Annotated in this window: 13 protein-coding genes; 3 read left to right on the top strand and 10 right to left on the bottom strand. The window is 71.7% G+C overall.

The genetic code is table 11. From position 1 onward, the window contains the following. Positions 1-58: 58 nt before the first annotated feature. On the top strand, positions 59-1,021 hold the full coding sequence (locus AC069T_RS18240) for a GlxA family transcriptional regulator (protein WP_478783705.1): 963 nt from the start codon (positions 59-61) through the stop codon (positions 1,019-1,021). 46 nt (positions 1,022-1,067) lie between these two features. On the opposite strand, the gene AC069T_RS18235 is transcribed toward AC069T_RS18240, so the two are convergent. The 10 genes from AC069T_RS18235 to AC069T_RS18190 all read right to left on the bottom strand — a co-directional run bounded on the left by AC069T_RS18235 (position 1,068) and on the right by AC069T_RS18190 (position 11,312). Then, positions 1,068-2,438, bottom strand: a complete 1,371-nt coding sequence (locus AC069T_RS18235; protein ID WP_478783704.1) for a bifunctional albaflavenone monooxygenase/terpene synthase — start codon at positions 2,436-2,438, stop codon at positions 1,068-1,070. Further along, positions 2,435-3,520 carry an epi-isozizaene synthase gene (gene cyc1, locus AC069T_RS18230; protein ID WP_478783738.1) on the bottom strand — a complete coding sequence of 362 codons (1,086 nt, stop codon included), beginning with the start codon at positions 3,518-3,520 and terminating at the stop codon, positions 2,435-2,437. The genes AC069T_RS18235 and cyc1 overlap by 4 nt, the downstream gene beginning before the upstream one ends. Before the next feature lie 370 nt (positions 3,521-3,890). Further along, a complete protein-coding gene (def, locus tag AC069T_RS18225; RefSeq protein WP_478783703.1) occupies positions 3,891-4,541 on the bottom strand; it encodes a peptide deformylase in 651 nt (216 codons plus the stop codon). A 79-nt stretch (positions 4,542-4,620) separates the two neighbouring features. After that, positions 4,621-5,601 carry a tetratricopeptide repeat protein gene (locus tag AC069T_RS18220; protein ID WP_358850137.1) on the bottom strand — a complete coding sequence of 327 codons (981 nt, stop codon included), beginning with the start codon at positions 5,599-5,601 and terminating at the stop codon, positions 4,621-4,623. A 153-nt stretch (positions 5,602-5,754) separates the two neighbouring features. Beyond that, positions 5,755-7,026, bottom strand: a complete 1,272-nt coding sequence (locus AC069T_RS18215) for an HD-GYP domain-containing protein (protein WP_478783702.1) — start codon at positions 7,024-7,026, stop codon at positions 5,755-5,757. After that, the gene (locus AC069T_RS18210; protein WP_478783701.1) at positions 7,023-8,399 is read right to left on the bottom strand and encodes an HD-GYP domain-containing protein; all 1,377 of its coding nucleotides are present in this window, start codon (positions 8,397-8,399) and stop codon (positions 7,023-7,025) included. Before AC069T_RS18210 ends, AC069T_RS18215 begins: the two co-directional genes overlap by 4 nt. Before the next feature lie 163 nt (positions 8,400-8,562). Continuing rightward, a complete protein-coding gene (gene rsrA, locus AC069T_RS18205) occupies positions 8,563-8,865 on the bottom strand; it encodes a mycothiol system anti-sigma-R factor (protein ID WP_478783700.1) in 303 nt (100 codons plus the stop codon). After that, a complete protein-coding gene (sigR, locus tag AC069T_RS18200) occupies positions 8,862-9,554 on the bottom strand; it encodes an RNA polymerase sigma factor SigR (protein WP_476752349.1) in 693 nt (230 codons plus the stop codon). Before sigR ends, rsrA begins: the two co-directional genes overlap by 4 nt. A 275-nt stretch (positions 9,555-9,829) precedes the next feature. After that, positions 9,830-10,474, bottom strand: a complete 645-nt coding sequence (locus AC069T_RS18195) for an alpha/beta hydrolase family protein (RefSeq protein ID WP_478783699.1) — start codon at positions 10,472-10,474, stop codon at positions 9,830-9,832. Position 10,475: 1 nt separating this feature from the next. Then, entirely contained in the window at positions 10,476-11,312 is an 837-nt protein-coding gene (locus tag AC069T_RS18190; protein ID WP_478783698.1) for an SOS response-associated peptidase, read from the bottom strand. A 50-nt stretch (positions 11,313-11,362) separates the two neighbouring features. On the opposite strand from AC069T_RS18190, the gene AC069T_RS18185 reads away from it, so the two are divergent. Together AC069T_RS18185 and aroA are read left to right on the top strand one after the other, a co-directional pair. Continuing rightward, positions 11,363-12,085 carry a M50 family metallopeptidase gene (locus AC069T_RS18185; protein WP_478783697.1) on the top strand — a complete coding sequence of 241 codons (723 nt, stop codon included), beginning with the start codon at positions 11,363-11,365 and terminating at the stop codon, positions 12,083-12,085. 134 nt (positions 12,086-12,219) lie between these two features. Beyond that, a complete protein-coding gene (gene aroA / locus AC069T_RS18180; RefSeq protein WP_478783696.1) occupies positions 12,220-13,560 on the top strand; it encodes a 3-phosphoshikimate 1-carboxyvinyltransferase in 1,341 nt (446 codons plus the stop codon). Positions 13,561-13,574: the final 14 nt, after the last annotated feature.

Below are 13,574 nucleotides of genomic sequence, written 5' to 3'. Positions count from 1 at the left end.
GTGGCAGGACTGCCGTGAACCCTCGAATTCCTGCCACATCGGGTGCACACTGGGCGGCATGCTGAAAAACGTGGCGGTGGTCCTGCTGGACGGTGTGCATCCCTTCGAACTCGGCGTGGTCTGCGAGGTGTTCGGACTCGACCGCAGCGACGACGGACTGCCGGTGTACGACTTCGCGGTCGCCTCGGCGGAGGGGTCCACACTGGGCACGCACGCGGGGTTCTCCCTGCGGACCGAGCACGGCCTGGAGCGGCTGGAGGCGGCCGATCTCGTCGTGGTGCCGGCCGGCGACTCGTATGCCGACCGCGGGTATCCCGAGGAGCTGCTCGACGCGCTGCGCCGGGCCGTCGCCCGGGGTGCCCGGGTGCTCAGCGTGTGCTCCGGCGTCTTCGTGCTCGGCGCGGCCGGACTGCTGGACGGCCGGCGCTGCACCGTGCACTGGCACCACGCGGACGCTCTCGCCCGCCAGTACCCGCGGGCGATCGTGGAGCCGGACGTGCTGTACGTCGACGCGGGGGCGGTGATCACCTCGGCGGGCACCGCCGCCGGCATCGACGCCTGCCTGCACCTGGTGCGCCAGGAACACGGCCCCGAGGTCGCCAACGCCATCGCCCGCCGCATGGTCGTGCCCCCGCACCGGGACGGCGGGCAGGCCCAGTACATCGAGCGGCCGCTGCCCCGCTCGCAGTGCGACACCGTCGGCGAGGTCCTCGTGTGGATGGAGCGCCACCTCGAGGAGGAGGTGACGGTGGAACAGCTCGCGGCCCGCGCCCACATGTCCCCGCGCACCTTCGCGCGCCGCTTCCAGCAGGAGACCGGCACCACGCCGTACCGCTGGTTGCTGCGCCAACGCGTGCTGCTGGCGCAGGAGTTGCTCGAAGTCACCGACGAGACGATGGACGCGATCGCCGGCCGGACCGGCTTCGGCAACGCGGCCGCGCTGCGCCACCAGTTCCTGCGGAGCCTCGGGACGACACCCGGCGCCTACCGCCGTGCGTTCCGGGGGCCGCGGGCCGCCTGAGCGCGAGGGGTGCGCCCTCCCCCGAGGGCGCACCCGAAGCCTCGGCTCAGCGCGGGTCGGCCCTCAGCACCAGGCCGTGCGGGCGCAGCGTGATGCCGACGCGGGTCGCGTCCTTGGACTCGGCGTCCTGCCGAAAGCGCCACCGGGACGCCACGGTCGCCGTGATGAGCGTGAGCTGCGCCATCGAGAAGTGGTCGCTCGGGCACTTCCGGTTGCCCACGCTGAACGGGCGCATGGCGTACTTCGGCAGGTCCCTGGAGCGTTCCGGGAGCCAGCGGCCTGGGTCGAAATCCAGGTGCTGCGCGTACGAGCGCGGGTCGCGCTGGATCGCGTACGGGCTGTACACGATGTCGGCACCGGCCGGAATGCGGTAGCCGCCGAGCTCGGTTTCGGTCACGGCGCGCCGCGTCAATATCCATACGGCGGGGTGCAGTCGCATCGTCTCGACGACGACATTGTTGGTGTGCGTCAGCTTTCGGACGTCACCGAATCCGACGGGCCGGTCCCCCGCGACGGATTCGACCTCTTCACTCACTTTGGCCGCCTGTTCCGGGTGCGCCGTGAGTACCTGAAGCAGCCACATGATCGTGGAAGCGATGGTTTCACTTCCGGGGGTGAGTATCGCGACGACTTGGTCGTGCACCTCCTGCTCGTCGATGGGATCCCCGTTGTCGTCCTTCGCCTCCAGCAATGCCGTCAGCAAATCGTCCGGCTTTTGACCAGATGCGCGGCGCTCGTCGATGATCTCGTCGACGAGAAGGTGCAAATCGGCCAACGCTCGGTCGAATTTTCGATTGGCCGGAAGGGGTAGCCGATAGAGCGGTCCCGCCGGGATGACCATGCGTTGGTACATACCGCGGAACACGGTCGTGAGCGCGATGCTCAGCCGCTCGGCGCGCTCGTCCATGAACCGGCCGCGCAGCAGACAGCGGGCGGCCATGCGCACGGCCACCCGGAACGACTCCGAGGTGCAGTCCACCGGCCCGCCGGAGGCGAAGCGGTCCGCGAACGCGCGCGCCTCCTCCTCCATCACGGACGCGTACTCGTGGATGATGTCGGCCCGGAACGCGGGCTGGATCGTCCGGCGCTGGCGCCGGTGCAGCGGGCCGTTGGCGGTCGCGACGCCGTTCTTGCCGAGCAGTCCCTCCAGGGACTCCCACAGCGGGCCGCCGATCTCGTAGTCGGGGCTCAGCGCCAGCGCCCCGGTGAGGGCGGGCGTGGTGACCGCGTACACCGTCTTGGGGCCCAGCCTGAGCCGGACGACGTCACCGTGGTCGCGCAGCTGGGCCAGGAAGCCCAGTGGGTCGCGGACGAGTTTCCAGCCGTGGCCGAGACCCGGAACACCACCTCCGGCCGGCGGGGGGGTGGACAGCTCCGGCGCCGGGGGTGCCGCGGGCGGTACGGACTCGACGGTCATTTCTCACCTGCCGCTTCGTTGTTGACGTACGGGGGCGTGGCGCGGTCGTCCCAGCTGTCGACCATGTACCGGCCCGACTCGTGGTGGAACCAGTACACGGAACTGAACCAGTTCCGCATATTGGCGAGACAGGTCTTCACGGCGACGCACAGTTCCTTGCCCTGTACGGTCCCGTCCGCGAGGGAGTCGGCGAGCCGCTCCACATCCTTTTCGACGGCGAGGAAATCGGAGATGCATTCCTCCACCCTTCGGCGCACTTCTGCGACAGCGTCTTCGAGGGACAGTCCCTCGTGCTGGATGAGACTGATTCCGAGATTGTGGACTTCATCACCCGCTATCTCTTTCGGAAGCGAACAGAGGTCGTTGTACCAGGCCGCGAATTCCTGAGTGAGCAGTGCCGCCCGCCGATATGACGGGTGTTCTCGTACGGCGACGGGCATTTCGCGTCCCGCGCTCGGTTCCAGCAGATCCGTCCAGATCCAGTGAGCGAACGTGAGCCGCCGGAGTTCGAGATACTCCGCGACGGTCGGCACCGTGCCCGACGTACGGTTGTGGAATTCCTGGTCGTACGCCTCGATCACCGCGTGGAAGTGCCCGGCGAACCGGGCGTTCCACTCACCGCCCAGGAACGAGTACAGCCGGACCACGCTGTCCGCGAACGCCGCTACCAGGGGGTCCTGGTGGTGCAGGTGGTCCCTCGGGGAGTCGAGCGCCGCGTGCAGCTGGAACCGGAGCGTGCGCCAGGCGGCCGGGCGGCCGTGGACGATGTCGCGGTCGTGACGGTCGTCCCAGACGAAGAACCACGCGCTGTAGTCCGCTATCGCCTGGAGCACCTCGTCGGAGGCTCCTATGTAGAACCCCGCCATGAGGTCCGTGTAGCACAGGCCGTCGGCATATTCCGCGACCTTGTCCGCCGGCATGAGGCGTTTTTCGAGGAGCCAGACCCGTGTCCGCTCCTGCAACCGAGGCCAATAGGGGTGCAGTTGACGGGGAAACGCGGTCTCGATCACCGGAAGAGAGAGCGCCGGTGGAACCGCGACCGCTGTCGGTGTCGATGAAGTGCCGTGTGAGAAAGCATGCACGAACAAACCCCTCTCAGCCGCCTGTCGGCGCTCCACCACTCCCGTTGTGCCGGGCGTGCGCCGTTGCGTATCCCCGCACTTCCCATTCAGCACCACAACTGACCGTTCTGGGAACGGATTTGCCCCACTCACTACCCCGAGGTGCCGAGAATCTCCTCTTGTGTGACTGGTTTCGGATCGGTGGCGGAGTACATGAGATCGAACGTGCGACGTACACATGAACGGCGCCTGGTCGGGTGGGGTACCCGGCCAGGCGCCGTCCGGCGGAGCTCACGCGAAGCCGTGAGCCCCGTCTGTCATTTTCAGTCCCAGTCGTTCACCGGGGCGTCCCGGCCACCGGCCGCGAGGCCCTGACCACCGCAGGGGTGTCTCAGTCGTTCGCGACGACGGGATAGCGGGGCTCGTTCTCGGCCATCTGCCGCAGCGCGTCCTTGCGCTCGCGCTTGGACAGCCGGTCGATGTACAGGTAGCCGTAGAGGTGGTCCGTCTCGTGCTGGAGGCAGCGGGCGAAGTAGCCCGTTCCGCGCACCCGGACCGGGTTCCCCTTCTCGTCCTGCCCGGTCACCTCGGCGTAGTCGGGCCGGGCCAGCGGCGCGTACGCGGTGGGCACCGAGAGGCAGCCCTCGTTGCTGTCGTCCAGCCGGCGCAGCTCGGCGGGCAGCTCCACGAGCACGGGGTTGCAGACCACTCCCACGTGCCGCCGGCCCTCGTCGTCCATGCAGTCGTAGACGAAGACCTTCAGGTCCACGCCGATCTGGTTGGCGGCAAGACCCACGCCCTCGGCGGTCCGCTGGCTGGCGAACATGTCGGCGACCAGCCGGTCCAGCTCGTCCCCGAACGCGGTGACGTCCTTGCACTCCTTGTGCAGCACCGGGTTGCCGACGACCGTGATCGGCCGCGAGGTGCCGCGCTCGCGGTAGGCCGCCTCGCGCTCCTCGCAGTCCTCGGTGTCGATGACGAAGCCCTCGTCGTCCACGGGGAGCACGCCCGCGTGCTGCTGATCGGTGTCCTGCTGCGCCATGACCGACGTATGCCTTTCCTGCAACCGGAGAGAAATTCTGCGAGGTACAGCCTAAAGGGGCGCGTCGCAGACCTCCGCGCTAACAGACTTCTTCGAGGTCCCGCCAGTCCCGGGAGTCCGGGCTGTCCGCGACCCAGCCGTCGAGCAGCCCCCGGACCAGGGAGGCGGGCGCCGCGAGCCCGCACTCCCGTTCGGGAACCCACAGCTGTCCGTCGGTCCGGTGCCCCAGGGGGCCCGGGTGCCCCGGCTCGCTGTGGTCGTGCGGGTCCAGGTGCTCCCCGTCGCCCTCGTCGGAGGGCATCCGTGACTCGGAGCACATCCGGCACAGCAGCCGCACGGACGACGACCAGTCCTCGGCCGCGAAGCCGGCGTCGGCGGCGAGTCGCTCCAGCGCGTCCCGGTCGTCCTCGGTGGCGGCCTCCAGCAGGACCACCCAGGTCGGCACGGGCGAGGGTGCCCACAACTCGATCTCGTCGAACACGGGGTAGGAGTGCCCGGCGGCGGTCGTCCGCTCGCCGTGGGGCACCCCGTCGTGCAGCACGACCTCGCCCCAGCGCCGCCCGGAGGACGGCAGCGGGATGGACAGCACCTCGATCCGCGCGGGGTCCAGCCTGCGCCCCCACACCACCTCGGCCTCGCCCTCGGGCGACAGCCGCACGGCGGCGCTGCCCAGGTCCATGCCGACGGGTTCACCGGCGACGGCCGCACCGCCGGGCACCCGCAGGCCGTACGCCTGCCAGGCGCGCCGGGCCAGCGGCCAGTCCTGCAGCGCGGTCGCCGCGATGCCCACGTTCCACCAGTCCGGGGCGCCCGCCTCGCGGTCGAGCAGCGCGACGGCCCGCAGTCCGGCCGCCCGCGCCTGCTCCCAGTCGTGGCGGAACTTGTGCAGCAGCGCCAGGTTGAACCAGGACTCCGACAGCCAGGGCTCCAGGTCCGCGGCGCGCGTCAGCAGCGCTCCCGCGTCCTCGTACCGGCCGTCGCCGATCAGCGTGAACGCGCGGTCGGTGGCCTGCCGCCATGAGGCGGAGGGCCGGTGTCGTCCCTTGCCGAAGATCCTCACGATTCCCGCCTGCCAGTTCCTTGCGTTTCCCGCCCGCCGGTCCCTTGAAGAGTCCCCCGGGGACAGCGCGGCCACAGGCGGGCCGGTGCCCCCGAACACCCTCTTCCTCGCATCCAACCACGTACCGTCCGACGGCCGCTCATTACCCATGGGTTACCCAGCCCGGGGCAAGGTCAGACCGGGCCGGGACAGTACCCGGGCCAGTGACTCCACGACCTTCGGCTGGTAGTCCCGGGCGGTGCCCAGACGCAGCTTCTCCAGCGCGGAGAGGGGTCCACCCGGCCCCGCTTCCCGCGCCATCTCCTCGTACGCGTTCACGGTCCGGACGATCCGCGCGGTGACCGGCTGCTCCCGGTAGGGGTCGGCCTGCCGTTCCACGACCACCGCGACCTCGGCGTCCACCCCGGTCTGGCGGACGACGGCGCCGCCGAGGAGGGCGATCCGCCGCTGCTCCTCGCGGGGAAGCACGGCCGTCGCCCCGGCGGGCACCGGGTCGACGAGGCTGAGCTGTCCGATGTCGTGCATCAGGGCCGCGTACTCCAGCACGGTCAGGTCCGGCTCCGAAAGGCCCAGCTCCCGGCCCACGGCGCGGCTGAGCGCGGCCACGCGGTGCGCGTGCCCGGCGGGCGTGTACCCGGCGATCTCGGTGGCACGCGCGAGGGAGGCGATGGTCTGCCGGTAGGTGGTCCGCACCGCCGCGTACCGGCGGAAGGACAACTGGGTGAGCAGCAGCGGCAGCGAGAAGACGGGCAGCGCCCACAGACCGGCGACCGCGACGGCGAGGGACATCACGGCTCCGGTCGCGCAGACGGCCGACCCGATGCCGGACATGGCCCGCAGCTCGTCGCGCAGCAGGGGCCCGAAGGGCCAGCGGGTGCGCGCGTGCGCCATGGCCGCCGCCAGTACGGCGTCGCACAGGGCGGTGAGCACCAGCAGCGCGACCAGCAGCAGGGCGTACGCGGGGCCGTCCCACTCCCCGGGCCTGCCCTCGTCGTAGAGGGGCTGGAAGCAGACGGCGGCGAACCCCACGGTCAGTACGCGCCGGGTGAGGTGGTCGAGCGTCGGGCCCCGGCCGCGCGCGACGTGCGGTACGCAGCCGACGAGGGCGGCCGCCGCCACGACGGCGACGATCTGCGCGGGGCCGTGATGGGTGGGGCCTGCGCCGTTCTCACCCAGCAGGGCGTAGGCGAGGGCTCCGGCGGCTCCCAGGGGTGCGGACTCCCGTTCCTCCGCGCCGCTCCACCGGGCCAGCTCGCCGACGGCGACGAGCAGTCCGAAGGCCAGCGCGGCCCCGCGCTCCTCGAGACCCTGCCAGAGGGCCGCGCCGAGACAGACGACGGCGAGCAGCGCGGCACAGGCGTGCACGAACGTGAGGGTGAGCGGGGTCCGCAGCGCCCGCGGGGAGGCCTGCCCCGCGGCGTTCACGAGGTCCTCCCGCCGGCCGTGTCCCGGCGTCCCTCCGGCTCGGTGGGCACGGCCGCCGCCGGGCGGGGCCCGCCGCGGGGCGGCGGCACGTCCGTGCCCGGGGCGTCCGCCGTGACCACCGGGTGCCAGCCGTGCCGGCGCAGCGCCCGCACCAGCGCGGTCACCATCCGCGGGTCGAACTGCGCCCCGGCGCAGTTCTCCAGCTCCTCCAGCGCGGCCGGCACCGGCCTGGCCCGCCGGTAGGACCGCGTCGAGGTCATCGCGTCGAAGGCGTCGGCCACGGCCACCACCCGCGCGAACTCCGGGATCTGCCGGCCCGCCAGCCCGTACGGGTATCCGCTCCCGTCCAGCCGCTCGTGGTGGTGCAGGATGGCCGACCGTGCCTCGCCGAGGAAGCCGATCCCGCGCACCATCTCGTGCCCGTACTCGGGGTGCAGCTCGATGATCCGCCGCTCCTGCGGGGTCAGCGGCCCGTCCTTGCGCAGCAGCCGGGTGGGCACGCCGAGCTTGCCGACGTCGTGCAGGATCCCCGCGAAGCGCAGGCCCTCGACGCGTTCGTCGTCCATGCCCAGTTCGCGGGCGATCATCATGGACGCCTGTCCGACCCGTTCGCTGTGCCCGCGCGTGTAGCCGTCCTTGATGTCGACGGCCTGCACGAGTGCCCGGATGGTGGCCTGGTGGGCCGCCTGCTCGCGGTGGTACTGGGCGAACACCCAGCAGGAGATGTACATGGGCAGCAGGACGAGCAGCGCGGCGAGCGGACCGTAGGGGCTGCGCCAGAGCACCGCCATCATCAGTCCGGCGAGTCCGTGCACGCCGACCGGGGCGAGGGAGCGCAGGAACAGGCCGCGCCACGCGGTGCGCGCCGGCATCCGCTCGGCGGTGGCCAGGATCCCGCCGTCCAGGACGGCCAGGACCAGGCAGAACGTGAGGACCGCGGCGCCGGCGGGCACGAGCGCGTACGGGAAGTCGGACGTGAGGACCGCGTCCCGTCCGCCGAGTGTCCGGTGCACCCGGGCCGCCGCCCAGATCCCGATGACGAGCTCGGCGGCCCGCCAGATCCGGCGCAGCCCGCGCGGGCGCTGGTCGACGCGGGAGAGCAGCACGCCCGGGAGCGCGACGAGTGCGGCGGCCGGGGGCGGCAGCAGGAAGGCCCCGGCCAGCAGGACCGGGAAGAAGGTGCCCATGCCGCGTGGGGCACGGTGGCCGACGAGGCGGCAGCGGGTGAGCTGCTCGCATCCGGCGTACAGCGTGGCGAGCAGGGCGACCGCCCACCAGGGGGTGCGCGGGCCGGGCAGCGGAGCGAGGCAGAGCAGGGCGCCGACGACGACGCAGGCCACGTAGACCCGGGCCCGCGCCGGAACCGAACCCATCCTCACGCCCCCTCCCCTGTTCAGGCTTCCGGAGCCTAGAGCGGAGGGGTCGGCAGGGGGGCACCAATGGCCGAATCCGCGGGTCGAGGACCCGCGGATTAGCACGTTCGGGTGATGAACCGGCCGACTGGCGCGTCCCGGCGGGGACTTGGCGCGAGCGGGGTCAGGACTCCTGGGGTGTCGCGGTCACGTCGTGCTCGGGCACCGTCTGTCCGGAGCGGATCAGGTCGATGCGGCCCATGACCTTGGCCCGCAGGTCGGTCGGCACGTCGTCCTGACCGCAGCACCGCTTGACCAGCTTCTTCACGGCCTTCTCGAGGCCGTACTTCTCGAGGCACGGGGAGCACTCCTCGAAGTGCACCTCGAACTTGGTGCAGTCCGCGTCCGGCATCTCGTGGTCGAGGAACTCGTAGAGATGGTCGAGGACCTCACTGCAATCCGTCTCGTGCGGCTCTCCGCAGCTCATGAGCCCGAGCCTTTCGCTTCGTTCGACTCTCCGGCGCCGGCCGGGACCAGTCCGCGGTCACGCGCGTAGTCCTCGAGCATGCCGCGCAGTTGGCGACGGCCCCGGTGCAGCCGGGACATCACCGTTCCGATGGGTGTCCCCATGATGTCCGCGATCTCCTTGTACGCAAAGCCCTCTACATCCGCCAGGTACACGGCGATGCGGAACTCCTCGGGAATCGCCTGCAGCGCTGCCTTGACGTCCGAGTCGGGCAGGTGGTCGAGCGCCTGCGACTCGGCGGAGCGCAGTCCGGTCGACATGTGCGACTCGGCGCGCGCCAGCTGCCAGTCCTCGATCTCCTCGGCCGCGCTGCGCTGGGGTTCGCGCTGCTTCTTGCGGTACGAGTTGATGAAGGTGTTGGTCAGGATGCGGTACAGCCACGCCTTGAGGTTGGTGCCCTCGCGGAACTGGTGGAAGGACGCGTACGCCTTCGCGTACGTCTCCTGCACCAGGTCCTCCGCGTCGGCCGGGTTGCGTGTCATGCGCAGCGCCGCCGAATACATCTGGTCGAGGAATTCGAGCGCGTCCCGCTCGAAGCGCGCGGTGCGCTCGGCGGACGTTTCCGCCGACGCGTCGCTCGTGCCCTGGCCCTCGGGCTGCTCCGCCTGGCCGTGTTCGGTCCCTGCGTCGGTCCCAGTGACCGGACCCACCTCCTCCAGCGACGTGGCGGAACCGAAACCGGTCCCACTCGAATCGGAGGATAGACGACGATCCGGTCCGCCCGCCGCCCGAATAGGGGCGGTCTTCGCCGTGTACAGCACCGACCACTCCAGGTCAGCGGCGCTGCGACGGCTCGGGCAGATGGTCGAACCCATGCGGCGGACATCCTCTCGTGAACGGTCGGCACTGCTGTGCGCTGTCTGATCCGCACAACAGTGGGCCGGCGGCCGGCATTCCCGCGGCCGTGCCGGGCCGGCACGTGGATTCACGAGAGTGACGAGAGCCACTTCGCCGTCCCGTCGGTGATCACCGTAAGCGCCTCGTCCTGGCCGAGCGGCGCGCGCTTCGGCACGGCGAAGCCGTGGTCGCCGTACGGCACTTCGACGAGGTTGTACGTGCCCTTCGGGAACTCGGCGGGCCTGCCGAAGGGGTCGTTGCCGCCCTGCACGACGAGGGTGGGCACGCCGGCGCCGAGCAGTTCGTCGGCGCGGGACTTCTCGGGCCTGCCCGGCGGGTGGAGCGGGAAGCTGAGCGCGAGGACGGCGTGGGCGCCCAGCTCGCGTGCCGTGCGGCAGGCGACCCGCGCCCCGGCGCTGCGGCCGCCCGCGACCACCGGCAGCCCCGGCTCGCGCAGGGCCGTCCACAGTCCCCGCCATCCCGCGTCCAGCGTCCTGGGCGCCGGCGCCAGCTTCTTCCCGGCCACCCGCCAGGGCTGCTCGACGAGGGCGACGCTCACCCCGTGCGCGGGCAGCACGCGCGCCAGCGCCCGGAGGTCCCGCGCCTCGATCCCGCCGCCCGCGCCGTGGCTCACCGCGAGGACGAGCCGCGCCCCGGGTGCGTGGTGCCAGGTCACCCGGGCCGTGCCGGTGCCGGTCTCGACCGCCTGTGTCACGTGTGTCGCGTCTGTCACATCAGAAGAGTGTGCCTTCTTCGGGTCCGTCCAGTTCCTTCAGCAGCTCCGCGCCGTTGTTGCGCACGTTGCTGACGGCCGTGGAGACGGGGTAGGCGCGCATCAGCCCGGGGGGCGGCGGCGCGAGCAGCTCCCGTACGTCGTCGGTGTCGGTGCGCGCCGGGTCGAGCCAGGCGTCCCAGCGGTCCGGGGTGAGCATCAGGGGCATCCGCGGGTGGATGTCGGCCAGGGCGTGCGGGCCCTCGGCGGGGGCCACGGCGAGCGGCGACGTCTCGGCCTCCGTGGTGATGACGGAGCACGTCGCCCACCAGGCGTGCGGGTGGTCGTCGGGAAGCGTCCTGTCCCGCCAGAACTCGTACAGACCGGCCATGGCGAAGACGGAGCCGTCCGCGGGCGTCACGAAGTACGGCTGCTTGCGCGGCCGCTTCTTCCTGCCCTCGACCTCCAGCTCCCGCTCTGCGGACCCGGTCACCCACTCGTAGTAGCCGTCCGCGGGGATGATGCAGCGGCGGGCGGCGAAGGCCCGGCGGTAGGAGGGCTTCTCGTGCACGGTCTCCGCGCGCGCGTTGATCATCCGGGCGCCGCCCTCGGGCGTCCTGGCCCAGGACGGGACCAGGCCCCACTTGAGCCTGCGCAGCTGGCGGACCGGCCCGTCGGACACGGAACTGGCGGGTGCGGCCCCCGCGTCCTTCACGGGACGGTCGAGGACCACGTGGACCTCCTTGGTCGGGGCCACGTTGAAGTCGGGGGCGAGGGCCTCTTCGGCATCCCACTTCTGGATCTCAAAGATTCCTGCGAGATCCTCGGGCCCACGACTCGCTGCATACCGTCCGCACATACGTGCCAGACTGCCAGATTCCGCGACACCAGAGGGAGCCCCCGCCGACCATGGACAGCACTGCATCCACCTCCCTGGCCGGGCTCTGGGACCAGGTCTTCGGCAGCCAGCCGGACCCGGACACCTGGGTGGTGATCGCCACGATGGCCGCCGCGGTGGCGGTGGTCGTCCCGCACGTCCTGTGGCGGCTCTCGCGCAACGCGATCACCATCGCCCACGAGGGCGGGCACGGCCTGGTGGCGCTGATCACCGGCCGCAGTCTCAGCGGGATACGCCTGCACTCCGACACCAGCGGCCTCACCGTCAGCCGCGGCAAGCCGACCGGCCTCGGCATGATCCTCACCGCCGCCGCCGGCTACACCGCGCCGCCGCTGCTCGGGCTCGGCGGTGCCGCGCTGCTGGGCGCCGGCCACATCACCGCGCTCCTGTGGCTGGCCACCCTCCTGCTGCTGGTGATGCTGGTGATGATCCGCAACGCGTACGGCGCCCTCACGGTGCTGCTCACCGGCGGCACGTTCCTGGTGGTGTCCTGGCTCGCCGGACCGCAGGTGCAGGCGGCGTTCGCGTACGCCGTGGTGTGGTTCCTGCTGTTCGGCGGCGTCCGGCCGGCCTTCGAGCTCCAGGCCAAGCGCAGGCACGGCAACGCGGGCGACTCCGACGCCGACCAGCTGTCCCGGCTCACGCACGTGCCGGCCGGGATGTGGCTGTTCCTCTTCCACGCGGTGTCCGTGTGCTCCCTGCTCGGCGGGGGTCGCTGGCTCCTGGGGGTGTGAGCGGGGGCGGTCGGCGGGACCCCGGCCCGCCGGCGTGCGCGGGCGCCGACGGTTCTTACCACCGCTCTGTTTCGCTCGGATTTCGCCGCTTCTGATCAAGATCTCCACCCATCGGCAGCCACTAAAGTGGGGGCATGACCGTTAACCCCGCGCACACCGCCCTCTGGCCCGCCCCGCACGCAAGCGGAGCCGTCGACGCGACGGTCCACGTGCCCGGGTCGAAGTCGGTCACCAACCGGGCTCTCGTGCTCGCCGCCCTCGCCTCCGAGCCCGGCTGGCTGCGCCGGCCGCTGCGCTCGCGGGACACGCTGCTGATGGCCGGGGCGCTGCGCGCGATGGGCGTCGGCATCGAGGAAACGGTCTCCTCCAGCTCCACCGTCGCGGTCGGCTCCGACGGCACGGGCGAGGCCTGGCGGATCATCCCCTCCGGCCTGCACGGCCCGGCCACCGTCGACGTCGGCAACGCGGGCACGGTCATGCGCTTCCTGCCGCCGGTCGCCGCGCTGGCCGACGGCCCCGTCCGCTTCGACGGCGACCCGCGGTCCTACGAGCGTCCGCTGCACGGGGTGATCGACGCGCTGCGTGTCCTCGGCGCCCGGATCGACGACGACGGCCGCGGCGCGCTCCCGCTGACCGTGCACGGCGGCGGCGCCCTGGACGGCGGGCCGGTGGAGATCGACGCCTCGTCCTCGTCGCAGTTCGTCTCCGCCCTGCTGCTGTCGGGCCCCCGCTTCAACCAGGGCGTCGAGGTCCGCCACACCGGCTCACGGCTGCCCTCGATGCCGCACATCCGGATGACCGTCGACATGCTGCGCACGGTGGGCGCCCAGGTGGACACCCCCGAGTCGGGCGGCGAACCCGACGTCTGGCGGGTCACGCCGGGCGCCCTGCTCGGCCGCGACCTGACCGTCGAGCCCGACCTCTCCAACGCCCAGCCGTTCCTGGCCGCGGCCCTGGTGACCGGCGGCAAGGTCCTCATCCCCGACTGGCCCGAGCACACCACCCAGCCCGGGGACCGGCTGCGGGAGATCTTCACCGAGATGGGTGGTTCCTGCGAACTGACGGACCGGGGACTGGAATTCACCGGATCGGGTTCGATCCACGGTATCGACGTGGACCTCGGCGAGGTGGGCGAGCTGACCCCCGGCATCGCGGCGGTCGCCGCCCTCGCCGACTCGCCCTCCACCCTGCGCGGCGTGGCCCACCTGCGCCTCCACGAGACGGACCGGCTGGCCGCACTCACCAAGGAGATCAACGAACTCGGCGGTGACGTCACGGAGACCGCCGACGGCCTCCACATCCGTCCGCGACCGCTGCACGGCGGCGTCTTCCACACGTACGACGACCACCGCATGGCCACCGCCGGCGCGGTCATCGGCCTCGCCGTGGAGGGGGTCCGGATCGAGAACGTGGCGACGACCGCGAAGACCCTCCCGGACTTCCCCGACCTGTGGACCGGAATGCTCGGGAACTGACGGGCGGATCAGGA

It is taken from the genome of Streptomyces sp. NPDC043867 (assembly GCF_056435845.1).
The sequence above is the reverse complement of the archived record's forward strand: the minus strand, read 5'-3'. Positions and strand labels throughout refer to the sequence as shown.

What these genes read in the sequence shown, in the direction of transcription:
- rsrA (WP_478783700.1), bottom strand. Translation starts at nt 8,865, where the DNA reads ATGAGCTGCGGAGAGCCGCACGAGACGGATTGCAGTGAGGTCCTCGAC.
- AC069T_RS18240 (WP_478783705.1), top strand. Translation starts at nt 59, where the DNA reads ATGCTGAAAAACGTGGCGGTGGTCCTGCTGGACGGTGTGCATCCCTTC.
- AC069T_RS18190 (WP_478783698.1), bottom strand. Translation starts at nt 11,312, where the DNA reads ATGTGCGGACGGTATGCAGCGAGTCGTGGGCCCGAGGATCTCGCAGGA.
- AC069T_RS18185 (WP_478783697.1), top strand. Translation starts at nt 11,363, where the DNA reads ATGGACAGCACTGCATCCACCTCCCTGGCCGGGCTCTGGGACCAGGTC.
- def (WP_478783703.1), bottom strand. Translation starts at nt 4,541, where the DNA reads ATGGCGCAGCAGGACACCGATCAGCAGCACGCGGGCGTGCTCCCCGTG.
- AC069T_RS18210 (WP_478783701.1), bottom strand. Translation starts at nt 8,399, where the DNA reads ATGGGTTCGGTTCCGGCGCGGGCCCGGGTCTACGTGGCCTGCGTCGTC.
- AC069T_RS18235 (WP_478783704.1), bottom strand. Translation starts at nt 2,438, where the DNA reads ATGACCGTCGAGTCCGTACCGCCCGCGGCACCCCCGGCGCCGGAGCTG.
- aroA (WP_478783696.1), top strand. Translation starts at nt 12,220, where the DNA reads ATGACCGTTAACCCCGCGCACACCGCCCTCTGGCCCGCCCCGCACGCA.